The 26634-nt window shown below is 39.5% G+C and carries 29 protein-coding genes, 4 tRNA genes and 1 other RNA gene; 1 reads left to right on the forward strand and 33 read right to left on the reverse strand.

Going from position 1 to position 26634, the window contains the following annotated elements; translation table 11 throughout:
• Positions 1 to 4: 4 nt before the first annotated feature.
• The 7 genes from EO115_RS00185 to EO115_RS00215 all read right to left on the reverse strand — a co-directional run bounded on the left by EO115_RS00185 (position 5) and on the right by EO115_RS00215 (position 6395).
• Positions 5 to 1702, reverse strand: coding sequence for a glutamine--tRNA ligase/YqeY domain fusion protein (locus tag EO115_RS00185; RefSeq protein ID WP_126936987.1), 1698 nt, complete (start codon positions 1700 to 1702; stop codon positions 5 to 7).
• A gap of 138 nt (positions 1703 to 1840) precedes the next feature.
• Positions 1841 to 2833: a D-glycerate dehydrogenase gene (locus EO115_RS00190; protein WP_126936988.1), complete on the reverse strand. Its 993-nt coding sequence runs from the start codon at positions 2831 to 2833 to the stop codon at positions 1841 to 1843.
• A gap of 307 nt (positions 2834 to 3140) precedes the next feature.
• Positions 3141 to 3500 carry a helix-turn-helix domain-containing protein gene (locus EO115_RS00195; RefSeq protein ID WP_009353094.1) on the reverse strand — a complete coding sequence of 120 codons (360 nt, stop codon included), beginning with the start codon at positions 3498 to 3500 and terminating at the stop codon, positions 3141 to 3143.
• Between the two features lie 261 nt (positions 3501 to 3761).
• Positions 3762 to 4226, reverse strand: a complete 465-nt coding sequence (locus EO115_RS00200) for a hypothetical protein (RefSeq protein WP_126936989.1) — start codon at positions 4224 to 4226, stop codon at positions 3762 to 3764.
• 67 nt (positions 4227 to 4293) lie between these two features.
• Positions 4294 to 4824, reverse strand: coding sequence for a hypothetical protein (locus EO115_RS00205; protein ID WP_126936990.1), 531 nt, complete (start codon positions 4822 to 4824; stop codon positions 4294 to 4296).
• Between the two features lie 84 nt (positions 4825 to 4908).
• Complete coding sequence (locus tag EO115_RS00210) at positions 4909 to 5493, reverse strand: xanthine phosphoribosyltransferase (RefSeq protein WP_126936991.1); 585 nt, start codon at positions 5491 to 5493, stop codon at positions 4909 to 4911.
• Between the two features lie 14 nt (positions 5494 to 5507).
• Entirely contained in the window at positions 5508 to 6395 is an 888-nt protein-coding gene (locus EO115_RS00215) for a LysR family transcriptional regulator (protein ID WP_126936992.1), read from the reverse strand.
• Between the two features lie 234 nt (positions 6396 to 6629).
• On the opposite strand from EO115_RS00215, the gene EO115_RS00220 reads away from it, so the two are divergent.
• On the forward strand, positions 6630 to 7862 hold the full coding sequence (locus EO115_RS00220) for an FprA family A-type flavoprotein (protein WP_126936993.1): 1233 nt from the start codon (positions 6630 to 6632) through the stop codon (positions 7860 to 7862).
• Positions 7863 to 8048: 186 nt separating this feature from the next.
• Here EO115_RS00220 and EO115_RS00225 read toward each other — a convergent pair whose 3' ends face one another.
• The 26 genes from EO115_RS00225 to EO115_RS00350 all read right to left on the reverse strand — a co-directional run bounded on the left by EO115_RS00225 (position 8049) and on the right by EO115_RS00350 (position 26626).
• Complete coding sequence (locus EO115_RS00225; RefSeq protein ID WP_126936994.1) at positions 8049 to 8510, reverse strand: hypothetical protein; 462 nt, start codon at positions 8508 to 8510, stop codon at positions 8049 to 8051.
• 20 nt (positions 8511 to 8530) lie between these two features.
• Positions 8531 to 9538, reverse strand: coding sequence for a flotillin-like protein FloA (gene floA, locus EO115_RS00230; protein WP_126936995.1), 1008 nt, complete (start codon positions 9536 to 9538; stop codon positions 8531 to 8533).
• Between the two features lie 8 nt (positions 9539 to 9546).
• Positions 9547 to 10011, reverse strand: coding sequence for an NfeD family protein (locus EO115_RS00235; protein WP_126936996.1), 465 nt, complete (start codon positions 10009 to 10011; stop codon positions 9547 to 9549).
• A gap of 148 nt (positions 10012 to 10159) precedes the next feature.
• Positions 10160 to 10720, reverse strand: a complete 561-nt coding sequence (locus EO115_RS00240; RefSeq protein WP_009353067.1) for a Fe-S-containing hydro-lyase — start codon at positions 10718 to 10720, stop codon at positions 10160 to 10162.
• A 14-nt stretch (positions 10721 to 10734) separates the two neighbouring features.
• Positions 10735 to 11577 carry a fumarate hydratase gene (locus EO115_RS00245; RefSeq protein ID WP_126936997.1) on the reverse strand — a complete coding sequence of 281 codons (843 nt, stop codon included), beginning with the start codon at positions 11575 to 11577 and terminating at the stop codon, positions 10735 to 10737.
• A gap of 466 nt (positions 11578 to 12043) precedes the next feature.
• Positions 12044 to 12421, reverse strand: a complete 378-nt coding sequence (locus tag EO115_RS00250) for a hydrogenase expression/formation C-terminal domain-containing protein (RefSeq protein WP_126936998.1) — start codon at positions 12419 to 12421, stop codon at positions 12044 to 12046.
• Positions 12422 to 12466: 45 nt separating this feature from the next.
• On the reverse strand, positions 12467 to 12976 hold the full coding sequence (locus tag EO115_RS00255; RefSeq protein WP_126936999.1) for a HyaD/HybD family hydrogenase maturation endopeptidase: 510 nt from the start codon (positions 12974 to 12976) through the stop codon (positions 12467 to 12469).
• Complete coding sequence (gene cybH, locus EO115_RS00260) at positions 12957 to 13673, reverse strand: Ni/Fe-hydrogenase, b-type cytochrome subunit (protein WP_126937000.1); 717 nt, start codon at positions 13671 to 13673, stop codon at positions 12957 to 12959. The genes EO115_RS00255 and cybH overlap by 20 nt, the downstream gene beginning before the upstream one ends.
• Positions 13674 to 13688: 15 nt before the next feature.
• A complete protein-coding gene (locus EO115_RS00265; RefSeq protein ID WP_126937001.1) occupies positions 13689 to 15590 on the reverse strand; it encodes a nickel-dependent hydrogenase large subunit in 1902 nt (633 codons plus the stop codon).
• A complete protein-coding gene (locus EO115_RS00270; protein ID WP_126937002.1) occupies positions 15590 to 16732 on the reverse strand; it encodes a hydrogenase small subunit in 1143 nt (380 codons plus the stop codon). The genes EO115_RS00265 and EO115_RS00270 overlap by 1 nt, the downstream gene beginning before the upstream one ends.
• A 132-nt stretch (positions 16733 to 16864) precedes the next feature.
• Positions 16865 to 17182, reverse strand: coding sequence for a co-chaperone YbbN (locus tag EO115_RS00275; RefSeq protein ID WP_126937003.1), 318 nt, complete (start codon positions 17180 to 17182; stop codon positions 16865 to 16867).
• 43 nt (positions 17183 to 17225) lie between these two features.
• Positions 17226 to 17578: RNase P RNA component class A (gene rnpB, locus EO115_RS00280), an RNA gene on the reverse strand.
• Between the two features lie 66 nt (positions 17579 to 17644).
• Complete coding sequence (locus tag EO115_RS00285) at positions 17645 to 18754, reverse strand: Nif3-like dinuclear metal center hexameric protein (protein ID WP_126937004.1); 1110 nt, start codon at positions 18752 to 18754, stop codon at positions 17645 to 17647.
• Between the two features lie 12 nt (positions 18755 to 18766).
• Positions 18767 to 19447, reverse strand: a complete 681-nt coding sequence (locus tag EO115_RS00290) for a class I SAM-dependent methyltransferase (RefSeq protein WP_126937005.1) — start codon at positions 19445 to 19447, stop codon at positions 18767 to 18769.
• A gap of 187 nt (positions 19448 to 19634) precedes the next feature.
• A tRNA-Ile gene (locus tag EO115_RS00295) sits at positions 19635 to 19709 on the reverse strand.
• Positions 19710 to 19714: 5 nt separating this feature from the next.
• A tRNA-Leu gene (locus EO115_RS00300) sits at positions 19715 to 19800 on the reverse strand.
• 15 nt (positions 19801 to 19815) lie between these two features.
• Positions 19816 to 19891: transfer RNA gene (locus EO115_RS00305), tRNA-Phe, on the reverse strand.
• Between the two features lie 46 nt (positions 19892 to 19937).
• A tRNA-Asp gene (locus EO115_RS00310) sits at positions 19938 to 20013 on the reverse strand.
• A 95-nt stretch (positions 20014 to 20108) separates the two neighbouring features.
• Positions 20109 to 20897: a carbon-nitrogen family hydrolase gene (locus tag EO115_RS00315; protein WP_126937006.1), complete on the reverse strand. Its 789-nt coding sequence runs from the start codon at positions 20895 to 20897 to the stop codon at positions 20109 to 20111.
• An 8-nt stretch (positions 20898 to 20905) separates the two neighbouring features.
• Positions 20906 to 21532 carry a serine O-acetyltransferase EpsC gene (epsC, locus tag EO115_RS00320; RefSeq protein ID WP_126937007.1) on the reverse strand — a complete coding sequence of 209 codons (627 nt, stop codon included), beginning with the start codon at positions 21530 to 21532 and terminating at the stop codon, positions 20906 to 20908.
• Positions 21533 to 21592: 60 nt separating this feature from the next.
• A complete protein-coding gene (locus EO115_RS00325) occupies positions 21593 to 22507 on the reverse strand; it encodes a PLP-dependent cysteine synthase family protein (protein ID WP_126937008.1) in 915 nt (304 codons plus the stop codon).
• Positions 22508 to 22610: 103 nt separating this feature from the next.
• The gene (locus tag EO115_RS00330) at positions 22611 to 23597 is read right to left on the reverse strand and encodes a molybdopterin-binding protein (RefSeq protein ID WP_126937009.1); all 987 of its coding nucleotides are present in this window, start codon (positions 23595 to 23597) and stop codon (positions 22611 to 22613) included.
• A 7-nt stretch (positions 23598 to 23604) separates the two neighbouring features.
• Positions 23605 to 23979: a CrcB family protein gene (locus tag EO115_RS00335; protein ID WP_126937010.1), complete on the reverse strand. Its 375-nt coding sequence runs from the start codon at positions 23977 to 23979 to the stop codon at positions 23605 to 23607.
• A gap of 300 nt (positions 23980 to 24279) precedes the next feature.
• A complete protein-coding gene (locus tag EO115_RS00340; RefSeq protein ID WP_126937011.1) occupies positions 24280 to 25695 on the reverse strand; it encodes an aspartate ammonia-lyase in 1416 nt (471 codons plus the stop codon).
• 260 nt (positions 25696 to 25955) lie between these two features.
• The gene (gene rpsR, locus EO115_RS00345; RefSeq protein WP_009353119.1) at positions 25956 to 26186 is read right to left on the reverse strand and encodes a 30S ribosomal protein S18; all 231 of its coding nucleotides are present in this window, start codon (positions 26184 to 26186) and stop codon (positions 25956 to 25958) included.
• Between the two features lie 38 nt (positions 26187 to 26224).
• Complete coding sequence (locus tag EO115_RS00350) at positions 26225 to 26626, reverse strand: single-stranded DNA-binding protein (RefSeq protein WP_126937012.1); 402 nt, start codon at positions 26624 to 26626, stop codon at positions 26225 to 26227.
• Positions 26627 to 26634: the final 8 nt, after the last annotated feature.

Here is a 26634-nt window from a genome sequence, read left to right on the forward strand (position 1 = left end):
AATCTTATTTCTTTTGCATCTTAGCCCATGTATCGCGCATACCTACCGTACGATTCATCACGATATGATCTGCTGTGCTATCCTTATCGGTTACAAAATAGCCTGTACGCAAGAAATGATAATGGTCTCCAGCTTGTGTAGTACGGAATGCAGCTTCCCCTTTCGCAGCTTTTACTTCTAAGGAGTTTGGATTCAACTGTTGTAAGAAATCTTTATCTGCATTCTCCTCATTTTCTGAGTTCAATAGATAGTCATAGAGACGCACTTCCATATCTACCGCAGTAGATGCCTCTACCCAGTGCAAGATACCTTTCACTTTCTTTTGACATCCTGTGCCAGATTTTGTAGCTGGATCATATGTACAGTGAATTTCAGTGATATTACCATCAGCGTCTTTGACAACAGATTGACATTCAATGATGTAGGCCCCTTTTAAACGGACTTCTTTACCTGGTGCTAAGCGGAAGAATTTTTTCACCGGCTCTTCCATAAAGTCACCACGTTCAATGTACACTTCTCGACCAAATGTCACTTCACGATGCCCCATCGCTTCATTTTCTATGTTATTTTCAATGATAAGTGTTTCTGTTTGTCCTTCTGGGTAGTTTGTGATGACAACTTTCACAGGATCTAATACCGCCATGTAGCGTGGAGCTTTTAATTTCAAATCTTCACGGATACAGAACTCTAATAGTCCTACTTCTACCATGCTATCTGCTTTTGCTACGCCAATGCGTTCACAGAAATCACGAATGGACTCTGGTGTATAGCCACGGCGACGCAAACCAGAAATCGTCGGCATACGAGGATCATCCCATCCACTCACAATATTCAATTCAACCAATTGACGCAATTTACGTTTACTCATGACCATATTTGTCACATTCAAGCGGGCAAATTCAATCTGTTTTGGTTTTTCTGTATCTTCCCAATCTTCTAATACCCAATTGTACAATGGACGATGCACTTCAAATTCTAAGGTACATACAGAATGAGTAATACGTTCAATCGCATCAGATACTGGATGGGCATAGTCATACATAGGGTAAATATTCCATTCAGAACCTGTACGATGATGATCAGCATGTAAAATACGATACAATACAGGATCTCGCATTACGATATTAGGGTCTGCCATGTCAATTTTGGCACGTAATACTTTTTCCCCATCTTTATATTTGCCTTCTTTCATTTCTTCAAAAAGTCGCAAATTTTCTTCTACGCTGCGATCACGGTAAGGGCTATTCGTACCAGGCGTTGTAAAGTCGCCGCGAGTAGCACGAATTTCTTCTGGTGTTTGATCATCTACATAGGCTTTACCTTTTTTAATCAACACTTGAGCATATTCATATAGTTTACCGAAATAGTCAGATGCATAATGTATATCCCCATACCACTCAAAGCCTAACCATTTTACATCTTCTTCAATGGATTCTACATATTCCACATCTTCTTTGACCGGATTCGTATCATCAAAACGCAAGTTTGTTAAACCTTGGTAGGATTTACCCAACCCAAAGTTAAGGCAAATAGATTTTGCATGGCCAATATGCAAATACCCATTAGGTTCTGGCGGGAAACGTGTGTGGACACGTTTTCCATAGGTATTTTCTTCGTTGTCTGTATTAATAATCGCTTCAATAAAGTTAACTGTTTGAGGCGTTGTTTCTTCCGTACTCATCATCGTCTCTTTCGATTCCATGTGATTCTTCCTCTCTTATATTGATTATACACACGTGCAAGTTCTACACATTCTCTTATTATACCACAGGCTACTCCATGTTTCATGGATTTCTTGCAAATCCTAGTATTTCGTATCGTACCGGCTACGGTGTCTCTCCTACTCTTCAGCTACCGTATAATTGACACTTTCATTGACACAGGTCAATAAAGGCTTACCATGTACACCAGCTATAAGATTATTGGCTGTGAGCATAGCCATTTCCTTCCGAGTTCTATCTGTGAAAGACCCGATATGTGGTACCACTAGGCATTTTCCCGTTTTTAATAGTGGATGATCCGCACCAATTGGTTCTGGATCTACCACATCGAGAGCCGCATAGTCGATTTGACCTGTTTCTAGAGCATGTACTAACGCATCGGTATCTACAATTTTCCCTCGCCCTACATTGACAAACAAAGCAGTTTCTTTCATCATTTCAAAAGCTTCTGCATCGATTAAATGGTAGGTTTCCTCTGTCAGCGGAGCCATCACCAAGATGACATCACTAGTCGTTAATAATTTACCTAATGACACATACGTTGTCATCAGCAAGCTATCATCATTGCGACGATTCCGATTATGATACTGCACCGTCATACCAAAAGCACGCGCTCTGCGAGATACAGATACACCAATCTTACCCATGCCAATAATACCCAATGTCATACGGCTTAAATCTTTACCTTTTATATTCGAAGGTCGTTCCGCCCATGTTCCATCTTTCACAAATTGGGCATTCTCATAAATTCTACGGCTTGCAGCTGCCATCAATGTGAAAGCTAACTCCGCTGTTGTTTCCGTTAATACATCAGGCGTATTTCCATACGGAATATGGCGCGCTGTTAAGGCATCGATATCAATATTATCATACCCTACAGAAGCCTGAGCGATGACCTTTAAATTAGGAGCATCTTTCACTAGATCTTCATCCACAGTAAAATGATTAATACTCCACAAGCCATCCGCTTCACGAAGCCATTCCTTTAATACCTCTTTTGGCATCTTTTCTTTTTCAGTCCATTGGCGAACTGTCACATGCTCACTAAGGTAAGCTACTACATCTTTACGTACCAAACCTGGCACAACTACGATCGGTTTACTCATAAGCATCCTTTCATATTCTCGATTCTATTTCATAATCACCTAATTTTTCGCTCATATAGTACCATGTACTATCTTACTTGCTAATTCTATATCATATACAGACCGCCATATCTTAGCATTCACCTGTATATAATCTTATGTAAATTATATCATATATACTTGGACAATAAAAAAAGACAGTCCTATTTTCATAGAACTGTTCTTTTCATTTTGTAGATACAGTACTTGCACTCTCAAACGTACCCGAGAGCCCCTGCGCTTTCTATACGATGATATGCTATTCCACAAACGTCTCTAGAATAACATGTTTATCCTACCAATTAGATTTTCCTTCATTGAACATTTCAAATGCATGTGCAATTTGGCGTCTTAATTTTAATCGTTGTGAATCACTTAATACATATTCTACACCATTATGTGCAATCCGCCCATTTTTTACAATGCTACTTAGATCATAGAGTATTTCTCTGGCCATACTTGCGTTACCTGCCAGTTCATCAATGGTCACATCGTAATAATTAGCTAATCGCTTCAAGGTTTCTAAATCAGGCTCTCGATATCCTGTTTCATAATTTGACAGGGCAGCATTACTAATACCAATATCACGAGCCACATCTAGTTGACTCCGCCCAATTCGTTTACGGGCATGTCTTAAATTTTCACCTAATGCCATTGTATCACCCCTTATACTACGTGATGCTATAGTATAAATAACCTACATCTATTATAGCACGATACATAGTACATTTGCTATAGATACATTTGAATTCACATATCACGAATTGTGTATCTATCAACATTTTTTAACATTTTTGAATTGTATTACACGAATTGAATTGTTTACTCCAATTGCACATATGTTTTTCTGAGCGTTTTTGATTGCTATTAATCGCAATTTGATTGATATTATTCCTTTTTGTAAAAAAGAATCATATCATTCATGTGCATGCTCAGGTGGAGGCAACTGTTCAACACCAAATATATTTCCTATAGTTTCAATTTTTCCTGGAATATACTCTACAATTTGAGACATTAGCACATATAACAATCTTGGATCAAAATGAGAGTTTGCACTTTGATTAATACAATCTAGGTATACGCTATCATCATCTTCTTCAATATAATATTTAAAGCTTTTATAAGTACTATTTTCACGATTGATAAATGTCAGAATCTCTTGACGATTTTCTTTTGTGACTACACCTGCACCAATTAAAAATCGAATAGTAGCATAGATGGTATCATCTAACAATAGAAACACGGGAATATCACCCAACTCAGTTTGCACATAGGATCGGAACACAACTGTATGATCATCATCCCCAACTTCTCGTTTTTCAAAACATGTTATTTTTTCTTCGATTAAAAATTCTTCAAATACTCTCGCCTTTTCATTCATGAATATCACCTCGTAAAAAAAGGGGCATTGCTTGTCACAATGCCCCATATGCTATTATCTCTGTGTATTAACCTTTTTTAGATTTTGTCGTTTTGCGTGGCTTGCTTTCTTTTTTAGCTTCTTGTCCTTCTACAGGAGCTTCTTCCACTTTTACGCTCTCTAACGCCGCAATGATACGAGTTAAATCTTTTTGAGTATGTGGATACAACACTTCAAAGATAGTATAGGCTACTAATGCTGGATTAAACTCTTCTTCTCCTGCCAACAAGCTTACATCTAAGATAATTGCTTCATAACCATTTTCTTCCATTACATAATGTTTGAAGCATTTAAATTCACTATTTAATTGATTCAATACCTCTAATGTAGCTTTGCGTTGCTCAGGTGTAAAACGACCACCAGCAATTTCTAAACGCACAAATCCAAATGGTGTATCATCTAATACAACAAATAATGGGAATACAATGTCATTGTATTCTACACTAGCATCAAATACTACTGTATTATATTGGTCATTTTCAATCTCACGCAACGTGAAAAGATTTGTTAATTCATTCTCTGCAATAAACTGTTGAAATAATTCTGCTTTTTTATTCACTGTCTTAACTCCATTTACTAACACTTTTAAAATTAAAACTCATTGCCACAATCATACCATATATTGGTATAAAATATCAATTCATTAACAATTTTCATCGTCTACATAAATACAACGATCATTTTCAAAGCGCGCAATACGCACTAAGGAATGCACATCATACCCTGCTTTTTCCAAACGTTCACGGCCAGGTTGAAAGGATTTTTCAATAACAATAGCAATACCTTCTACTGTATCTCCAGCACCTTCTACTAATTTTGCAAGCCCCATAGCTGCTTCACCACTGGCCAAGAAGTCATCGATGATTAACACTTTTTCTCCAGCTGGTAAGAATTTTTTAGAAATCGTCATATCATAATTTTCTTCTTTTGTATACGAATACACTACAGAGTGATATACATCTTCTGTCATCAAAATAGATTTTTTCTTGCGTGCAAATACCAATGGCACATCCAATTCAATCGCTACTTGCAATGCAATAGCAATACCAGAAGCTTCAATAGTGACAATGCGATCGATTTGCTTATCTGCAAATTGTCTTGCAATTTCCTTACCAATTTGAACAAATAACTTTGGATCAATTTGATGATTTAAAAAACCATCCACTTTCAATACTCGATTATTTAATACAATTCCCTCTGCATCAATACGTTGTTTTAATAAATCCACGATGATCCTCCTTATTATTTTCCTGTATCTAATATATCAATAAATTGCGTTACGCCTTCTGTCAATGCATCCATTCGCGATCGTACTAATACAATTCTCCGTTCTGGAATTTGCAAATTAGTCTGTAACTCTACTAATGAACCACTGCGAATTTTTTCGCGTGCTACCATTTCTGGCACTAATGATAGACCTAAATTAATTTCTACTAAATCAATAAGAACCTCTAAACTGCCAAGCTCAAAGGCTGGTTTCGTACATCGATTGTAGGTAACAGCATCAAAAAAGTTTCGGCTACTAGCACCCATTGTGAGTACTAATAGTGGCTCAGCCAAAATATCATCAATACTCCAAACCTTTTCAGTATCCTGGTATGTAGTACCACCCACAAAAATATCGCGTACAGCAGCTAAATCAACAACTTCTAAATGATTATTATCATATAATCCTTCATACGCATGAACAACTGCTAGCTGTGCTTCACCAGCTTCCACCATAGCCACACATTCACGGGATGGTCGATTGGTAATGCGTAAGCTAATATCAAGGTCTTTATCTTGCCACATTTTAAAATAGGGCAATAAAAAATATTTACTCAATGTATCAGTAGCTGCCAGGTGCAAGCTCTTATATTCGCGAGATAGACGTTCTCGCAGTTGCATAAGACCATTATCTAACATTGAAAATGCTTCTACTGCCGTTTCAAACAATTCACGGCCGGCTTTTGTAAATGCTACTGATTTTGTCGTCCTTTCAAACAAGGGAATCCCCAAGTCTTTTTCCAATTGCTTAATGCTCTGGCTAATGGCTGATTGTGAAACCCCACTTGCTTTAGCCGCCTTGGAAAAAGATAGGTGCAAACCTACGCCCACAAAGGAGCGCAATAATTCTGCAGACACAGACATACTGACCTCATATCTATTGTGAAAGTACCCTTTCACCCTCTAATCAACTATTATAATTACTTATAAGTTTACCTAGATTTATAAATGTTGTCAAATGATGTAAGACAATTATATCTAAAATTTCCTATAAGCACCGATAAAACAGTTGCTTTATAGCCTATAAACTAGTAATATATATTTGATAAGAAAATCTGGGGCATAACAATCCCCCGTATGTATGAAAGGAATTTAACTATGCATTGCGCACAAAAATTGACTGATCATATTTATTGGATTGGTAGCAACGATTGGAGCACTGAACGGTTCGAAAACCTATTTCCAATTCCACATGGGGTAAGCTACAATTCCTATTTTATTGATGATGAAAAAACTTGTATCGTGGACTCTGTAGATGACAGCATTCGTCAAGAGTTCTTCGATAACGTAGAACATTTATTAAATGGCCGCCAATTGGATTACTTAATTGTAAATCATATGGAACCTGACCATTGCGCTACATTAGTAGAATTACTAGACCGCTATCCCAATGTAAAGATGGTAGGTAACAAAACTACATTCCGTTTCTTTGAACAGTTCTATGGCCGCCCTGCTCCTGATAATTACTACGAAGTAAAAGAGGGTGACACAATTGACCTTGGCCATCATAAATTACACACGTATACTATGCCAATGGTTCACTGGCCAGAAGTAACTTGCACATACGAATCCACAACAGGTACATTATTCTCTGCTGATGCATTCGGTACATTCGGCACAATCAACGGTAATATTTTCGCTGATCAATTAGACTTTGACCGTCTATACGAAGACGAAGCACGTCGTTACTACACAAACATCGTAGGTAAATACGGTGCACAAGTACAAAATGCAATGAAAAAAGCTTTGTCTTTACAAATCAATAACATCGCTCCTCTTCATGGTCCAATTTGGAGAACCCCTGAAAGCATCTCTTACATTGTAAACAAATATATGCACTGGAGCACATACAACGCAGAGAAAAAAGGCGTTGTGATCGCTTTCGGTTCCATGTATGGTAACACTGCTGAAATGGCACAACAATTAGCAAAACTATTGTCCTTACGCGGTATCACAGATATCCGTATCCACGATGTATCTAAGACAAATCCTTCCTACATCATCTCTGATGCATGGAAATATAGCCATTTAGTATGTATGGCACCAACATACAACCTAGGCTTATATTTGACTATGGAAAACTTGTTACACGAATTACAAGCATTAAATTTCCACAATCATAAAGTATCTATCGTTGGTAACCACTCTTGGGCATCCGGCGCAATGAAACGCATGGTTGAGTATTTCACTGAAAAATTCAACAACATGGAAATCGTAGGCACTCCATTAGATATCAAAGGTGCATTACATGATGAACAATTGCCATTATTTGAAGAATTGGCAGATGCCATCGTAGCTTCCTTAGAAGAAACAGAAATCAAAACTTTCTAACCACAAATAACCAAAGCGACTCTACTCAGTAGGGTCGCTTTTTACCTACAAATGCGTATACGAAAATGAGCTGTCATCAGGATCGCTATATCCTGAATGACAGCTCTTCTTTATGATTCTATTACCATATAATACACCTATCGAGTATCTCATTTTATATGTATCGTCTACAATGCCTTGTTCTATTTATCGACCATATCGTCGCATCAGCCCTTTCGGCGCTTCCAATATGATGGACCACACCATGCCACGCCTAGCCGCTAATCGCAAGGATTCCCTGTTAGAAACAGTCCCAGGAGTAGACTGTTTTTTATGGTGTACACGTACCCCCTGTGCCCCCTCATAGGATACGTCCCTATCCACTAGTGTATCACTCTTACTTGCCTCTACTGACCGCGCTTGCCTATCTAGACCTACCGGATCGTATGTTACAGACATCGCTTCTAAATGTTCATCAGTATGACTATCTACTTCCACTTCTATAGGTTCTTTCTGATCTCGTGAAAGTGTAATTCCATAATACGCTTCCATCTCTTCCCAAGTCATATCCTTGCTAGGGATCGGTTTTGTCGTTTCGGTAGAGCCAGATTTGCTACTTTTAAAAATAAAGGCCCCTAAGATAATCAATATGAGTATACCAAACTCCATACTAGAATACCTCCTTACCTTTACTCATGTATGCCTTTCGCATCGATATCTGATTGATACTCTCCTCCAGAAATACTTTCACGCATTTTTGTATCCGCCATAATATTATTCATAGAATAGTAGTCCATGACGCCTAAATGACCCTCACGTAACGCTTGAGATAGCGCTTTTGGCACTTCTGCTTGAGCTTCTACTACTTTCGCTTGCATTTCCTGTGTATGCGCACGCATTTCTTGTTCTTGTGCTACCGCCATAGCACGGCGTTTTTCTGCCTGAGCTTGGGCAATTTTTTTATCCGCCTCTGCTTGATCTGTCATCAATTGGGCTCCAATATTACGTCCTACATCCACATCCGCAATATCAATCGATAAGATTTCAAAAGCTGTACCAGCATCTAAGCCTTTATTCAGCACCGTACGAGAAATATGATCTGGATTTTCTAATACATCCGTATGCTCTTCAGAAGAACCTACGGTAGTAACAATACCTTCCCCAACACGTGCAATAATTGTTGCTTCTCCAGCACCGCCTACTAAACGATCAATATTAGCACGTACTGTCACACGAGCACGAACTTTTAATTCAATACCATTTTTAGCTACTGCAGAAATAATCGGCGTTTCAATCACTTTCGGATTTACCGACATTTGTACAGCTTCTAATACATCACGACCGGCTAAGTCGATGGCAGCAGAGCGTTCAAAAGTTAATTCCATAGTTGCCCGCTCAGCAGCAATTAAGGCATCTACTACACGATCTACATCGCCACCTGCTAAATAATGTGCTTCTAATTGATCTACGGTTACATCCAAACCCGCTTTATTAGCTTTTACCAAAGGAAGAACAATCTGAGCTGGTGATACGCGGCGTAGACGCATACCAATTAAGGTCATGATACTAACTTTTACTCCCGCTGCCAAAGCAGAAATCCAAAGTCCTAATGGAACAAAATGTAAAAATAAAGATACCCCAATTACTAATACAATCGGAAGTATAACAAATCCAATATTGCCAATGCTAATTTCCATAATTCCTCCTACTTTTCTGTAGCTCGCACTACAATACGACCACCCATAACGGATACAATGATAACCTCCGTACCTGGCTCATAAAATTCACCATCTGTAACAACATCTAAAAAAGTATCGTCTACCACAATGGTTCCTACAGGGCGCAACACCGTTTTTGCGACGCCTATTTTCCCTAACCATGCGGTTGGATCAGGATGACTGGCATACCCTTTCTCCTTAGTAGATTGTAAGCGCAATGTCAACCTATCTCCAACTTTTGTTTTCGGAAAAACAGATATAATCCACCACAGTACAATGACACCTACTATTGAAAGCGCCATTACCATGATCATCGCCATAGGGCCTCCGCCCAGCCCATCATAGATGCCCCAGAGGAGTAGCAATAGCCCTGTTAGGCCAAAAATACCAAACCCAGGTATCATCATTTCAATGAGGAGCAAAATAATACCACTGATGATAAGTCCTATCATAGTATCTCCTTTCTTACAATGTCTATATACCTGTATTATAACACAGACTGTGTATAAGTAAGATGAAAAAGCTCTAGATTTTGCTTTGTATTAAAAGTATATAGGAAAAAAGAGACTCTCATATAAGAGAGTCTCTTTACTATTGTTATTAAACATCTTCACGGTATGGAGCTTGACCAATTTCGTAGAAATCGTTTCCTTCGCTATCGATAACAACGATTGCTGGGAAATCTTCTACAGTCAATTCAGCCAAAGCTTCTGGACCTAAGTCAGCATAAGCAATAACATCATATTTTTTGATGGATTTAGCAATCAAAGCTGCTGCACCACCAACGGCTGCAAAGTAAGTTACGCCGTTTTTCTTCATGGATTCGATAACTTCTGGTTTACGGGAACCTTTACCGATCATGCCTTTGATACCTTGATCAAGCATTGTTGGTGTGTAAGCGTCCATACGGCCAGATGTTGTAGGACCAGCGGAACCGATTGGGTCTCCTGGTTTAGCTGGGCTTGGTCCTAAGTAGTAGACGATTTTATCATGCCAATCGATTGGCAATTCTTCGCCACGTGCTAATGCTTCAGTCATTACTTTATGAGCAGCATCACGAGCACTATAGATTTTACCGGAGATAAGAACCATATCGCCAGCTTTTAATTTACGGGATTGTTCTTCTGTTAAAGGTGTTTGAATACGAATTTGTTCTGCCATGGTTATTCCCCCTCTTAAACTTCACCGTGAGCATGACGGCTAGCGTGGCAGCAGATAGTTACTGCTACAGGAAGACCAGCGATATGTGTTGCTGCCCACTCGATATTAACGGAAACTGCTGTTGTAGAACCACCTAATTGAGGTCCGATACCAGTTTTGTTAACCATTGCATTGATTTCTTCTTCCAATTTTGCATATTCAGGATGTGCATTGCGTTCTTCTACAGAGCGAAGAAGAGCTTTTTTGGAAAGGAATGCTGCATAGTCCATAGTACCACCGATACCAATACCTAGTACCATTGGAGGGCATGGGTTAGGGCCAGCTTTTTTAACGATTTCAAGAACTGCTTTTTTAACGCCTTCAACGCCATCAGCAGGTACTAGCATTTTAACGCCAGATTTGTTTTCGGAGCCAAAGCCTTTTAACTCAACGTTGATATCAACTTTGTCGCCTGGAACGATTTTTGTGTAAATAACCGCTGGAGTGTTATTTTTAGTATTAACACGATTGAACAAAGGTTCAGCTACTACGGATTTACGAAGGTATCCGTCAACATAACCTTTTGCTACACCAGCTTGAATAGCTTCTTCAAGATTTCCACCTTCGAAGTGTACATCTTGACCAACTTCTAAGAATACGATAGTAAGACCAGTATCTTGGCAAATTGGACGATCTTCAGCATCAGCGATTTCCGCATTTTTAATGATTTGATCTAATACACCTTTACCTACTGGAGATTTCTCACACTCATAGCCTTTTTTCAATGCATTGTACATATCTTTTGGAAGATGATATGCTGCATTCATACATAATTCTGCTACCTTTTCTGTTACTTTCTCAACGTGAATGTTACGCAAAGTAATCCCTCCTCAACTTAAAACAGAGACCTTTCTCTTGTGTATTATTGTATCACCATGCCCTACCTTTTTCAATTCCCTAAGAATATGTTCTATAACTGTTTATTATGATAGTATTTATTATCATTTAAGGTTATGTAATAAATTTAACATTTATGTAGTCTTTTATTAAAGATATTATGATATTCTATTTATGGACATATATCCACCCTTCACAAACCCTTTAAATACAACTTATATTCAAAATTATCTATTCTATAATTTCTCCAAAAACCTACTATTTTCCTCTACAATATGTGTACTTACAAAAATGAAAAACTCTCTCATTAACGAATGATGAGAGAGTGTATTTAATCATATTTTACATGTTTTAATCAATAATTACGACTATCTATGATTTATTGATATACATAAAAGAGACAATTTCATAGTAACATGTAACATTTTTTATAGACAATGATACCAATTATAAGTCAGCCGCTTCAATCCATTCTTGTAAATCTGCTTCACCTCCTATGATATCTTCATCATAGGCTCCTGCTAACTCTGGATAGCGACATACTTCAATAGTATATAAAATTGCTTCATCTCGACCATTACGGAAGGTGCCAATCCATACACCACGAATAGTAGACTCATACCATTCCACAGGTTGATCTGTATCTTTTAAGTGTACTGTTACATCACCACGACCTAACGTTTCTAACACTTCCACTTGTTCTTCCATAGTCAGTCCTGTGTTTTCCACATAAATTGTATAGGTTTCACCAGTTTTACGCAACTGTTGCAAAGCATTTTTTAATTCTTGAAATACCGCTTTTACACGGCCAAATTCATTTTGCATAGAAACTCCTTATCAAATCCATACAGAGTCATACTCCTTAATATCCTATTCTGTTACTGTATTCACAGGGCTAGCGGTTACGTTCCAATTCGATAAAACAGATAGCACACGGGCTTTCACATCTTCTACAGCAGCCTGTGTAGCATCACTCAATGTAAGGCCTAACTCTAAACTTTCAGGCTCCACACCGATGACAACAGCATCTTCTAAAGGATCTTCTTGTAAGGCTCGGATTCGTAAAATATCTTGCATTCCTACCTCATGCACAGAAATAGCCTCTGTAAAATAGGTGTTCATTTCCTCATGAGGAAACTCATATACTGTGCCTGGCGCATCACCGCCATTGATAGCATCTACTAATAGCAATTTTGTCATACCTCGCATATAGGTAAGCAATTCCATGCCCATGGTTCCCCCATCTAGAATGGTAATAGGAGGATTAAATACATAATCCTCCCGTAATTGGTTCACCACATGGACACCGAATCCCTCATCAGTAAGCAAAATATTGCCTACCCCTAATAATACGATGGGATTACTTTTTATTTGGTCCATATAAGTCCTCTATATCTTCTGGATCTTCTGGGTAAAATTTCATACCTGAAACCATACTAGATACTTCTCCAGATTCTTCCATAACATCTTCGCGGAATGCCATATACACATGTATAATTGTAAATAATAAAAATCCCCAAGCAATGTAGTGATGAATCATATGCACTTCATACTCTGTAAATAATAAATTTACAGGATTAAAAATTTGTGCAATCCACGTATTAGGATATACTTGTGCAAACATAGCAAGACCTGTACAAATTTCTAGGAATAACATCACATATACCCCAAAATAACTAGTACGAGCCATAGAGTTACGCAAGAAACGATGCTCTCGTTGCTGTGGTAGCATTAGATAGTGCTTAATTGTGTCCCACAGACCAATCCAATACGACTTTTTATGAAATCTAGGAAACAATCTATCCCCACGATATCGAATTCCACCATAAATACGGAATATAAGTGCAGCAATTAAGATAAATGCTGCGATAAAGTGAATTTTACGAATCATCTCCATAGAGAACCAACCACCTACTGCGATAGTTGGTTCCACACTACCTGGTGTAGCTTGGAAACCTGGATTCCCAATGTATAAACCAGTCCAGAATAGAGCCGTTACACAGAGAACCATCGTCCAATGGAAAATGCGGAGCCATAAACTAAATACACGATAAGGCTTTTTATTTAATGGTAACATAGATGCGCCTCCTCCCTATTTACATAGGGCATCTGTATTCACAGACACTATTTTTTCACCTTTTTTATTGTACAAGTGTGTAGCACATGCCAAACAAGGGTCAAAGGAATGTATACCTTTTAAAATTTCTAATGGTTTATCCGCCACTTTGACTTTAGTGTCTATCATATTAGATTCGTATGCACCATGTTCGCCAGCAATCGTTTTAGGGCATGCATTCCATGTCGTTGGCACGATACATTGATAATTGTCTACACGACCATCTTTGATGACACACCAATGTCCTAAACCACCACGTGGTGCATCTAATAAACCTACACCTTTTGCCTCTTTTGGCCAAGAATTAGGATCGAATTTACGAGTATCCGCCACAACAGTATCACCAGTTTTGATATTTTCAATCAAGCGATTGTAGAAGTGTTGACTCAAGTTCGCTGCTACTTGTGCATCTAAACCACGAGCTGCTGTACGGCCCACTGTGGAGCACATCCACACATGTGCTGGTACGCCTAGCACTTTAGATACTGCCTCAATTTGATCTACCATCATTTTCTCAGCCCAAGTTGGGGCTTTGATGATGCCTTGTTTTACTTTTACATAGACAACGATATATTTTGCCAATGGACCCACTTCGCAGGCTTTTCCTTTGAATGTAGGAGATTTAATCCAAGAATATTTTTTCTCTTCATCCAAGAATTCCCATTTTTTATTTGTTCCTGTTTTAGGACCTGTGAAAGCTGGTTTTGTCACACCTTCTGTTGGATGCAAGGATGTTTCACCATTTGGATATTCAAACCAAGAGTGATTGATTTCTTCAGACAAGAAGTCTGGATTCATCAAGTCTTCACCTTCTAAAGCTGTAAATGTTGCTTTTTCCCAACCAAGTTCAAAGTTTTCTACTACTCCATTAGCACGAACAAGAGACTTTTTAAAGAAGTCTCCATCTTTTATACCTGTATATGCATCATCTGGATAGCCACCGTAAGCAAGGACACGTTTTTTGGCTAAGCCCCCACCATCAACCATGCCAGCTTTCACATATAAATGACCTATAGCTAGTAAATCCGGTAAGTAGAAATTGTTCACCAAATCTTTCGCCAAGGAAATAGATTCATCTACGCTTGCTAAACGAGCCGCATTCACAGGTGCATTCATGTCATCCATAGAGATAGAGCATGGCATACCACCTACAATGTAGTGAGGATGTGGGTTTTTACCGCCGAAAATAACATGAGGTGTTACAATATCACGTTGACGATCTAGGATTGTCAAATAGTGAGAGATGGCCATCAAATGCACTTCTGGAGGCAATAATTGATAATCTGGATGATCCCACCATTGAGCAGAGAAAATCCCTAATTGCCCACTTTCTACAATTTTTTTCACTTTTGTTTGGATCGCTGCATAATACGTAGCATTTCCTTTAGGAAACTCCTTAGGGTATGCAGATGTGGCAGATTCCAAATCTTTTGGTTGTAATCCACTCACATTATAAGTTTCTAATACTTGTTGTTGCAATTCTGCAGTTTTTTTAGGATCTGCTTTCAACGCCTCTACTGGGCTTACCCAGTCAAGAGCATGCAAGTGATAAAAATGCACAATATGATCGTGTGTATCTAAACAACTATGCATAATATTTCGAATATAGTTTGCATTCTTAGGAATTTGAATACCCAATGCATCCTCTACCGCTCGAAGGGATGCTAAGGCGTGCGTAGAAGTACACACACCACAAATCCGTTGTACAAAGGCCCATACGTCACGAGGATCGCGATTTTTAGCTACTAATTCAATCCCACGCCAAGCCGTACCACTAGATAAGGCATCTTGCACTTTACCTGTGGATTCATCAACACTAACTTCTACACGTAAGTGACCTTCAATACGGGTCACTGGATCCACTACAACTCGTTTCATTATTGGTCACTACCTTTCTGTTCCACTTCTTTTTGTTTTGCTTCTTGTTCAGCTAAATATTTTTTCTCTTCTTGGATAGAATCATATTTATGTTTTGCCAAGGTAATACCACCATGAGCCACTACAGCACCAAATGCGCCAAATCCTGCTACTGTACCTAATGTATCCACATCGGTAATAGTATTTGGGGTATGAATATGAGGCAATCGTTGATAAAAGTTGTCATTGTCCCAGAACCCTTTTTCAGAGCAACCAATACAACCATGACCAGACTGAATTGGATAGGATAAACCATTCCACCAACGCAAGTTGCCACAAGAGTTATATGTTTCTGGTCCACGACAACCTACTTTGTATAGGCACCAACCTGCTTTGGACGCATCATCATCGAAGTGTTCCACAAACAATCCAGAATCAAAGAACGGACGACGATAACAAGTATCGTGAATACGATTACCGTAGAATTGCTTTGGTCTTCCTTCTACATCTAGCGGTGGAATTTCACCAAATAAAGCATAGTGCATAATGACACCAGTCATAACCTCTGGGATTGGAGGGCATCCTGGTACTTTAATGATTTTTTTGCCTTTTACAATAGAGGATACAGATACTGTATTGGTTGGATTCGGTTTCGCTGCTTGAATACCGCCCCATGCTGCACAAGATCCATATTCAATGATGAAAGCAGCCCCTTCGGCGCATTCTTTCAATACATCTACAAATGGTCGACCGCCCACTTGGCAGTAGGAACCATTTTCATCCAATGGAACGCCACCTTCAACGGCCAATACATATTTACCTTTTTTCTCTTCTAACAAATGATGTAAATGATGTTCAAATGGTTCCCCTGCTGCGGCAGCCAAAGTATCATCATACTCTAAGGCAATCATATTTAGAATCACATCAGATGCGAAAGGTGATGTAGAACGAATAAAGGATTCGTCACATCCTGTACATTCATGACCATGCAGCCAAATCACCGTAGGTAATTCCTTTTTCTCCGCTGCTGCCACGACTTTATTCGTCAGTGCTGGTGGTAATCCTAAAATAGCTGTTAAAGCTACACAGGATTTCATAAATGTACGTCGGCTTAATTTACGTTCTTGGAATAAGTTCCAAAGACTATTTAATCTATCTTTCACAAAAAAGCCCCTTTCTTGCAATAACTTTATAGCGTCTATACAAAATAGTGTAATACATATAGTATATCATAAAATACGTTGTGTTCTATAGAATATGACACACTATAGCAAAAAACTTTTTATAACCCTTATTTATAGTTTTAATAACTTACGCACAGAGGCTGCTTTTTTATAGCCACCGATACGATCTTTTTCCTTGCCTTTTTTATAAGAAATAATTGTTGGTACCCCTTGTACATCTTCTTTTAATACAATTTCTTTCGCTTCATCAATGTCGATAGCAATCATACGAGCCACACCTTGTAGTTCATCGTGTAACACATCTAATTCTTCTTTCATTGCCTTGCATGGCTCACACCATTCTGCAGTGAAACAGGCTAATACGATTTCGTCATCACCTTTCACAATAGATTTAAACTCTTCATAAGTTTTAATAGATTCTAATTTCATAACGATACCTCCTACAATAACAAAACCGCTCCGAAGAGCGGTTTTGAGCAAGCAATCAATAAGCCGAGTTCTGTCCTGCTTACGCAGTGGCGATTATCTTTCTAGGCGCATAGTTGCCTATACGCTCAAGCGGCACAACCCGAAAGGTAGGCGGGCAACCCTTAACCCTTTCCTATTCGGCCTTGCTCCGGATGGGGTTTACCGAGCATACATGTTACCATGTACCTGGTGCGCTCTTACCGCGACCGTTCCACCCTTACCACCCGAAGGTGGCGGTTTACTTTTCTGTGGCACTATTCCCTATGGTCACCCACGCCGGCCGTTAGCCGGCATCCTGCCCTATGGAGCTCGGACTTTCCTCAAGTCATAGGACTTGCAATCGCCTTTCATACTTACTGTTTAAGTCTAGCATAGACCACTCGTGTGGTCAATAGCTCTTCTTTTTATTATAACCGAAAGTGCTTAGACTTCAAAGAAAAAATCTCTTTGTACATTACTTTCTATGACTTCTACTTCTTCCTCTGTAAAAGCATCTGTTAGGTACTGTTTCAGAATCGTTTGACTCATATATTCCGTGCCATAATGGCCTGCATCTACGACAAGAATGCCTAACTCTTTTGCCAGTTGCATATCATGGTATTTCACATCGCCAGTAATATATAGGTCCGCCTTCTGCTTCGCTGCTGCCTTAATAAATTCAGCTCCACTACCCGTACACAGCGCAATCCGTTCGATGTGTTCCACCTTTGCACCGCCCCATCGCAATTGACTATGAGGAAATACCCTTTGCAATAGCATTTTGGTGGCCTCTAAAGAAAGAGGTTCCCTTACACGACCAATGCGACCAATATGTTGCGCTTCATATATATGTTCCAATGCCACCACATCATAGGCAATTTCTTCGTAGGGATGAACCTGCTCCATGGCGGACAGCACCTTTCCTAGTAGTTTCTTTGGAACCACCGTCTCCACTCGGTCTTCTTGTACCGTTTCTACAGCTCCCACATGACCAATATATGGATTCGTTCCCTCTAATGGCAAAAAGCGCCCTTCACCTGTGACGGAAAAGCTACAATGACTGTACTCTCCAATGTGACCTGCACCGGCATCACCCATGGCTTTACGCACTTCCTCACTATGTGATGCTGGTACGTACACGGCCACCTTGTAGGCTGGCTCTCTGCTAGTTTCTACTAACCCTTTGATACCTTGCAAGCCTAACCGATTTGCTACCTCATCATTCAAACCACCACGAGTTACATCTAAATTAGTGTGAGCACTATATACATGGATACCATGTTGCAACAAATCTCCTATCATCTTTCCTTGCATCGTTCCTAGATTGATAGATTTTAATCCTTTAAAAATCATAGGGTGATGAGACACTATACTCTGTACCTGTTTTTCAATAGCTTCTGCTACCACTTCAGCTGTCACATCTAATGCGGTCAATACTCGACTCACTGTACCTGACATACATCCAACTTGCAAACCGCAATTATCCCAAGATTCTTGTAATGATAATGGTGCATGACGCTCAATGGCGCCAGCAATGTCTTTCATAGTAACCATATATACCTCCTATCATACAATAGAGCGCAATGCCTCTATTTCCTTTTGAATCGCACCTAAGTCATGGCTTCCTTTCGAGACATCGCGCATATGAGATGCAATGGATTCTAATGTTTCTATTCTACGCTGTATATGTTGCAACCAAATTGGGCTGCGATGCTCTTGTAATATAGCCCCATATTCCCACAATATAGAATCTGAAGATAAGCTATTGTATACGGATGTAACTCCTCGCTCTACGACCCATATATCATAATATTGCTTGCCTTCTTGTAAGCACTGCTCATCCGTAATACCATATCCTTGTGCGACGAGAAACTTCTTGAATTCCTCTCGATGGCTCTGTGGTTGTACCACATAGGTCTGCAACAACTCTGGACCTACGGATATAATATGTTGCATCAATTCTCCGCCCATGCCGCAAATAACGGCGCAGTCAATTTCTCCCGCTGTTGTAACAGCCAATCCATCTCCTAATCGACATGTAATATGATCCTCTAATCTCCGTTCTTTCACAAACCTCTTCGCAGACTCTAGGGGACCATGATTAACATCGATGGCAATTACTCGCCCAGCTATTTCTTTTTCAATTAAGGTCACCGCCAAAAAACCATGGTCTGTCCCTACATCAGCCACAGTTTGACACGGGGGAATCATCGTTGCTACTTGCTCTAATCGCTTTGAAAGTGCCATATTTGTTCTCACGTTTCTAATCTATCATAACTGGCATATATCACATAGAACATCTAATATATCCATTTACTACACTACATACATGACTTCCATACCACAAATATGCAGCATAAAAGCTCTCAATTCATTATACAATGAACCTGTATAGATAACAAAAAACCACCTCACATTGTGAGATGGTTTCATATGGTGGGCCCACCTGGATTTGAACCAGGGACCGACCGGTTATGAGCCGGTTGCTCTACCCCTGAGCTATAGGCCCTCGTTTGGTGCGGATGATGGGACTTGAACCCATACGAGCGTACGCTCACCACCCCCTCAAGATGGCGTGTCTGCCATTCCACCACATCCGCATGAGGATATGTATATGGTGCCTCAGGGCAGAATCGAACTGCCGACACACGGATTTTCAGTCCGTTGCTCTACCGACTGAGCTACCGAGGCAAAAATATATAAATAGATCTAATCATCTAAAAATAGGTAAAAAAAATGGCGACCCCGATCGGATTTGAACCGACGATCTTCGCCGTGACAGGGCGACATGTTAACCGCTACACCACGGGGCCGTGTACTTAGTACTCATATAATATACCATAGGTATTGCATCTTGGCAATACCTATGGACAATTTTATATATTCCTAAAATGCATATATCTTGCACTTAGTACAAAGTTGGTTTTCGATCACGAAACACGTTAATCTTTGCGCGAATATCTGCTACCACTTCCAAATCGATAGTTACAGTTTGTACAGCGGCAGTCTCGTCTAATTCTAATTGGATCTCACCCCATGGATCCACCACTAAGGAGTGTCCAGCCATCGGCAACTTCCCAATGCGTCCACATCCGTTAACACCACAGAAGAACATCTGATTTTCAATGGCTCTAGCTTGATTCAATATTTTCCAATGGGACAATCGCAGTAATGGCCACTGAGCCGGTAAAAAGAATAGTTCTACACCCTCTAATGCAGCTTTACGAATTAATTCTGGGAATCGAATATCATAACAAGTCGCACTGGAGCAGAGAATACCATCCAATGTGAAATGATGCACTTGTGTTCCGCCAGTGAAATAGAGGTCTTCTTTTGCAGGACTAAATCCGTGCATTTTATCATAGGTAGATACTAACTCACCTTCTCGATTATACACATAGGTACGATTGTAAATCTTACCATGTTCTTCGATGTCCACAGATCCTCCAACAATATTGACATGTAACTTCTTAGCCCACCCACTAAGGAGTTCTTGCATTTGACTTCCATTAGGGTCTGCTAAGGCTATCAAGTCATGGCCCGTCATAAAGCCTGTATTCCATGTTTCCGGCAATACAATAATATCTGGCGCATCCTGTGCTACTTGGTGTATCATCGCATCCATCATTTGAAGGTTCTCTTTCACCTGTCCAATTTGTATAGCACTTTGTACTATCCCTAATCGTACTTCTTTCATAGCCCCTCCTAAATGTGCCACGCCATGTGGTCCGAAAATTCATTAGGCGCTAGTGGCAAGGCATGACGACGTGGTATATATGTATCGGTAGCAAAGCGATCTTGCTTAGGCTGGCGATAAATAATATGCTCTGGTTCCGTTTCAAAAATAATAACATTGGGCGGTACATCTCGTTTGATGACAAGATTACAGCCCATCTTGGATCCTTTTCCCACCGTAATGTCTCCTAGTACCTTAGTACCAGCACCAATTAACACATCGTCTTCAATCGTAGGATGTCGCTTTACTTTCCGTGAGTCCATCCCTCCTAATGTAACACCATGGAATAGGGTTACATTATCTCCCACTATGGCTGTTTCCCCAATAACAACACCCATACCATGATCAATAAACAAACCCTTTCCTATCTGCGCTCCTGGATGAATTTCTATACCTGTCACACGCCGTGCATGCAAGGCTATGCGTCTCGCCAAAGTAAACCATCCTTTTTTATACAGACGATGTGCAAAGAAATGCCAAAATAAAGCTGTAATATGCGGATATGTCCACACCACCATAAACCATGATGTAGCTGCTGGATCTGACTGCAACACTCGCTGAATATTATACTGGATTGACTTCCAAACCTCTCCCATTGTTACCTCCCTATATAGAGATAGCATGGCCGAAACCATGCTATACTCCTTATCTATCAATTATGAATGAATCCAATCCACGCTATCAAATTGAATCATAGATAGATATTTTTCAACTCCATCTGGAGCTACTACGACTACATCTACATCAGGGAATTTTTTACCATATTGGCGAGCTACTAAAATAGCTGCCGCTGAAGAAATTCCGATGCCGATACCTGTTTCACGCATGAAGTTTCCAACTTCTGCAATCGCATCTTCATCAGTTACTGTTTGTACCTCATCCATAAGCTCAGCATCAAAGTTTTCTGGAATAAAACCAGCCCCCAAGCCTTGGATTTTATGTACCCCACCAACACCACGAGAAATCACTGGAGATCCTTCTGGTTCTACAGCTACTGCTTTAATGTACGGATGTTGTTCTTTCAAGGATTTAGTAACACCTGTAAATGTGCCACCAGTACCAATTCCCGCTACAAACACGCCTATATTCGGTACATCACGTAAAATTTCTTTTGCCGTTGTTTCATAGTGAGATGTTGGGTTAGCTGGATTAACGAATTGTCCTAGTGTCACAGCATTTGGATAGTTATCAAGAATTTCTTGTGCTTTTCCTAGTGCACCTTTCATGCCCACTTCTTTCGGTGTTAAAATCAATTGCGCTCCATAAGCTTTAATTAATTCACGGCGTTCTTGACTCATGCTTTCTGGCATAATGATGATTGTTTTAATCGATAACATAGCGCCTAGCATTGCTAAGGCAATACCAGTGTTACCACTAGTAGCTTCTACGATAATCGTATCTTCCTTAATCAATCCTTTTTCTTTTGCATCTTGTAACATACCTAACACAGCGCGATCCTTCACACTGCCACCCGCATTATACTTTTCTAATTTAACATACACATTCGTGTCAGGAATACGATAGATTGGCGTATTTCCAATTAAATCAATTGCATTTTTTATAACAGCCATACTAATTCTCCTCTACTTAGACTTAAATGAATTATACTTCAAATTAATTCCTATTTTAAGGGTGGGATTTGTTTTTGTCAACTACATTTTCTCAAAATTACCACTATTTTGATTGAAAGCCACCATGTCCCATATGAATACAGTCTTGTTTTGTAATGCGGATATCGGCTAACAATCTTGGCACTATCACATCAAATGCGCTAGGAGAGCTATATAACACTCCACCTGGAACGCCCATAATTGGCGTATGATCCTCTAAATAAGCAATGCAAACCATAGAGCCAGGCAATACTGGTAATCCATAGGTGACCACTTCACTAGCTACACGAGCAATAGCACCTGGCGTCAAATCATCTGGATCTACACTCATACCTCCGGTGCAGAAAATGATATCTGCTCCTTGGTCTTTCACAGACCGAATAGCAGCCACGATTCTATCTGTATCATCAGGCACAATCTCATGTGCCACTAATTCTACTCCAAATGACGCTACACGATCTTGAATCACTGCCGTAAATGCATCTTGAATGCGCCCTTCATAAACTTCGCTGCCAGTCGTCACAATAGCCATACGTTTTCGCACAAAAGGGTGTACTTGGATAATCGGTTCTTTATCAGTTTGTAAACGCTTGGCTTCTTCCAGTTGCCACGCTTCTAGTAACAACGGAATGCATCGCATGCCTGCCACTGGATCTCTTGCTTTCACTGGAGTACCATGAAATCGTGTAACAATCGTCAAGTCCCCTATCCCATTGATTGCATGCAGAGCCTCTATATCAACTGTCAACACTCCATCATGATTGGCAATTGCTTCAATTTTCCCCTGTTGTACAGGCGTCGGTGAAAGTGAGGGATGCTCGCAAAAACGGTATAACTCTTCCGCTACCGTTTCCTCATGGATGAGTTCATAATCCCCTTCTTCCATCACATAAATATGTTCTTTTCCCAATTGCAATAATAACTCAATATCTTCTTCACGAATCACATGGCCTCGTTTAAAAGGTGTATCTTTTACTTCACCAATAACAATGCGCACAATATCGTGGCACAGCGCTTGTCCCACTGCATCTTTTACATGTATTTCTTTCATGATTATATTAACTCCAAATTCGTTTTCCTATGGTAAAAGCCAAGCCACATAAGCTGAACCCTACCAAAATTTGTCCACCCATATATCCCAACATATACCATATACCTTTTTCAGCTAGTATATAGCTTTCAAAGATAAATGTGGAAAATGTGGTGAGCCCTCCTAAAAATCCAGTCACACACAGTAACTTGATTATCGGGGATAGATGAGGATGCCCTTCTATATAGGCCATACCAAGTCCTATGAGTAACGAACCTGCTACATTGACGATGATCGTCCCCCATGGATAAAGAGCCCCTTTATAGAGCATATATTGACCAATACCATACCTAGTAAGAGCACCTATGGCTCCACCGATGGCCACTGCTATATATGTATTCATTACTAAACTCCTTTATTCTTTTATTATACACTACACCCTACTGTTTATATACAAAATTAGTAACACATTACTTTCAATTTATATATAAGTCATAATAGTTATAAACTATATCATATATAAATTATAACAAGCATTTTTATATACCCCATATACGTTTTCTCTTAGGTATACACTGTCTATGTATTTCTTATACAACATGGATATATCAAATACTATATACTATTGGGCACTAGTAATGGTTCACATCAAAGGAGTACAAAAAAGAACTGCCCATTTCTAGACAGTTCTTCCCTATATACTTTAATTACCAGGATGTTTAATTAAATCTTGCCCTGCGATACCAGGACGAGTCATTTCTTTTGGAGATAAGATATGATCCATCTCTTCTTTCGTTAATAGTTTTTTCTCTAAAATGATTTCTTTTACACTGCGGTCAGTTTCTAATGCTTCTTTTGCCAAGGCCGATGCATTTTCATAACCAATATGAGGTAATAAAGCTGTTACAATGCCAACAGAACGATCTAACCAGTACTCACATTGTTCTTTATCGACTTCTAGATCAATCAACAACTTATCTACAAATGTATTCACCGCATTTTTCAAGTAGCACATAGAGTTGAACAAGTTATAGGCAATCACTGGCTCCATAACATTCAATTCAAACTGTCCATTTTCTACGCCAAGAGAAATTGTTAAATCATTACCGATGACTTGATAACAAGTTTGATTCAATACTTCTGCAATGACAGGGTTCACTTTACCTGGCATGATAGAAGAACCTGGTTGGCGTGGAGGCAATTTCAACTCTCCAATACCACAGCGAGGGCCCGATGCCATCAAGCGGAAATCATTGGCCATCTTAATTAATACGAGTGCTGTGACTTTCAAACCAGAAGAAATGTCCGCAAACACATCTGTATTATTTGTAGCATCAATTAGGTTATCTGCCGTGATGAATGGTTCACCTACAACACGAGACAATTCATCTACCACGGATTTAATATAAGTTGGCTCTGCATTTAGACCCGTACCTACAGCAGTAGCACCCATATTGACAGTATGTGCTTCTAACATAGCAGACTTAATACGACGAATGCCACGACGTACACCAGAGGCGTAAGCACTCATTTCTTGTCCTAGAGTAATTGGCACAGCATCTTGTAAATGAGTACGACCCATTTTTAAGATTTCTTTATATTCTTCAGCTTTTTTATCTAACTCATCTGCCAAGCGACGTAGAGCGGCTAATAAAGGCTTGCTCTTCATAATCGCGCATACTTTGATAGCCGTTGGGAATGTATCATTCGTAGATTGTGCCATATTAACATGGTTATTAGGGGATACAATATCATATTGTCCTTTTTCATACCCTAAAATTTCTAGCGCACGATTGGCCAATACTTCATTCATATTCATATTGAAAGAAGTTCCTGCTCCACCTTGGATCGGATCTACTGGAAATTGATCATTGAAGTTACCACGCACCACTTCATCAGCAGCACGACTAATAGCTTGACCTATTTTTTCATCCAAACGACCAGTACTCATATTCGCTAAAGCACATGCTTTTTTTACCATTGCCATAGCTTTTACAAAATCTAAATCAATCTTTTTACCTGTAATAAAAAAGTTTTCAACACCGCGTAACGTTTGTACTCCATAGTACAACTCATCAGCAACCTCTAATTCACCTAAAAAATCATGTTCTTTTCTCATAGTCTACCTCACTCCATGCCAACAGCATGTATATTAGTATTGATATAACGTATATCTATAGGTTATATTTGTATTATATCATGTATCGTGTATACACAACAGAGGGGCCGACGAAAAAGTAGTTGCAACCGCACGCAAAAAATATGAAAAGTGGTTGCAACCGGGTAGCAACGATTTCAATTTATACCCTTTTAACGCCCTTTTAGAAAACAAGAAACCCAGTAACTAGGCTAGTTACTGGGTTTTCATTTTGTATTGAATTATTCTGCTGTGAATGGCAACAACGCAATTGCACGAGCACGTTTGATTGCTAGTGTTAATTTACGTTGATGTTTAGCACAAACACCAGAAATACGACGAGGAAGAATTTTGCCGCGTTCAGTCGTGAAACGACGAAGTTTAGCAATATCTTTATAGTCGATTTGATCAGCATGATCTACACAGAAGTTACATACTTTTCTTCTTGGTTTTCTGCCTCTATCTCTTCTCATTGAGAAACCTCCTTTGATTTAGTTGTGGAGTTCTTAGCTTAGAACGGAATTTCTTCGCCTGCACCAGCACCAAATCCATCAAAATTTGATGAACTGTCGCCACCAAAGGCATCAAAAGATTGCGTATCTAAGGCTTGACCAACGAAGTTTGCTACTACTTCAGTAACATATCGTTTTGTACCATCTTGTGCTTCATAAGAACGTGTAGAAATACGACCTTCTACGAAACAACGGCTACCTTTACGCAAATTTCCCGCAGCTTCTCCTAATTTTCCCCAAGCTACACAGTTAACAAACGCAGTTTGTTCTTTTGTCTCGCCATTTTGATCCACATAAGAATTGGATGCAGCTACTGTAAAAGTAGCAACAGCACGACCAGTTTTTGTGTAACGCACCTCAGGGTCACGAGCTAAATTTCCTAACAGTTGTACAGAATTCATAATCCTAA

It is taken from the genome of Veillonella sp. CHU740 (assembly GCF_003992055.1).
In the GTDB taxonomy this organism is placed as follows: Bacteria; Bacillota; Negativicutes; order Veillonellales; family Veillonellaceae; genus F0422.

Excerpts from the sequence above, each read along its gene's own strand:
- EO115_RS00185 (WP_126936987.1), bottom strand. The coding sequence starts at position 1,702 with ATGGAATCGAAAGAGACGATGATGAGTACGGAAGAAACAACGCCTCAA.
- EO115_RS00190 (WP_126936988.1), bottom strand. The coding sequence starts at position 2,833 with ATGCTTATGAGTAAACCGATCGTAGTTGTGCCAGGTTTGGTACGTAAA.
- EO115_RS00195 (WP_009353094.1), bottom strand. The coding sequence starts at position 3,500 with ATGGCATTAGGTGAAAATTTAAGACATGCCCGTAAACGAATTGGGCGG.
- EO115_RS00200 (WP_126936989.1), bottom strand. The coding sequence starts at position 4,226 with ATGAATGAAAAGGCGAGAGTATTTGAAGAATTTTTAATCGAAGAAAAA.
- EO115_RS00215 (WP_126936992.1), bottom strand. The coding sequence starts at position 6,395 with ATGTCTGTGTCTGCAGAATTATTGCGCTCCTTTGTGGGCGTAGGTTTG.
- EO115_RS00220 (WP_126936993.1), top strand. The coding sequence starts at position 6,630 with ATGCATTGCGCACAAAAATTGACTGATCATATTTATTGGATTGGTAGC.
- EO115_RS00225 (WP_126936994.1), bottom strand. The coding sequence starts at position 8,510 with ATGGAGTTTGGTATACTCATATTGATTATCTTAGGGGCCTTTATTTTT.
- floA (WP_126936995.1), bottom strand. The coding sequence starts at position 9,538 with ATGGAAATTAGCATTGGCAATATTGGATTTGTTATACTTCCGATTGTA.
- EO115_RS00235 (WP_126936996.1), bottom strand. The coding sequence starts at position 10,011 with ATGATAGGACTTATCATCAGTGGTATTATTTTGCTCCTCATTGAAATG.
- EO115_RS00240 (WP_009353067.1), bottom strand. The coding sequence starts at position 10,720 with ATGGCAGAACAAATTCGTATTCAAACACCTTTAACAGAAGAACAATCC.
- EO115_RS00250 (WP_126936998.1), bottom strand. The coding sequence starts at position 12,421 with ATGCAAAATGAATTTGGCCGTGTAAAAGCGGTATTTCAAGAATTAAAA.
- EO115_RS00255 (WP_126936999.1), bottom strand. The coding sequence starts at position 12,976 with ATGGACCAAATAAAAAGTAATCCCATCGTATTATTAGGGGTAGGCAAT.
- cybH (WP_126937000.1), bottom strand. The coding sequence starts at position 13,673 with ATGTTACCATTAAATAAAAAGCCTTATCGTGTATTTAGTTTATGGCTC.
- EO115_RS00265 (WP_126937001.1), bottom strand. The coding sequence starts at position 15,590 with ATGAAACGAGTTGTAGTGGATCCAGTGACCCGTATTGAAGGTCACTTA.
- EO115_RS00275 (WP_126937003.1), bottom strand. The coding sequence starts at position 17,182 with ATGAAATTAGAATCTATTAAAACTTATGAAGAGTTTAAATCTATTGTG.
- EO115_RS00285 (WP_126937004.1), bottom strand. The coding sequence starts at position 18,754 with ATGGTTACTATGAAAGACATTGCTGGCGCCATTGAGCGTCATGCACCA.
- EO115_RS00290 (WP_126937005.1), bottom strand. The coding sequence starts at position 19,447 with ATGGCACTTTCAAAGCGATTAGAGCAAGTAGCAACGATGATTCCCCCG.
- EO115_RS00315 (WP_126937006.1), bottom strand. The coding sequence starts at position 20,897 with ATGAAAGAAGTACGATTAGGGATAGTACAAAGTGCTATACAAATTGGA.
- epsC (WP_126937007.1), bottom strand. The coding sequence starts at position 21,532 with ATGGGAGAGGTTTGGAAGTCAATCCAGTATAATATTCAGCGAGTGTTG.
- EO115_RS00325 (WP_126937008.1), bottom strand. The coding sequence starts at position 22,507 with ATGGCTGTTATAAAAAATGCAATTGATTTAATTGGAAATACGCCAATC.
- EO115_RS00330 (WP_126937009.1), bottom strand. The coding sequence starts at position 23,597 with ATGAAAGAAATACATGTAAAAGATGCAGTGGGACAAGCGCTGTGCCAC.
- EO115_RS00335 (WP_126937010.1), bottom strand. The coding sequence starts at position 23,979 with ATGAATACATATATAGCAGTGGCCATCGGTGGAGCCATAGGTGCTCTT.
- EO115_RS00340 (WP_126937011.1), bottom strand. The coding sequence starts at position 25,695 with ATGAGAAAAGAACATGATTTTTTAGGTGAATTAGAGGTTGCTGATGAG.
- rpsR (WP_009353119.1), bottom strand. The coding sequence starts at position 26,186 with ATGAGAAGAGATAGAGGCAGAAAACCAAGAAGAAAAGTATGTAACTTC.
- EO115_RS00350 (WP_126937012.1), bottom strand. The coding sequence starts at position 26,626 with ATGAATTCTGTACAACTGTTAGGAAATTTAGCTCGTGACCCTGAGGTG.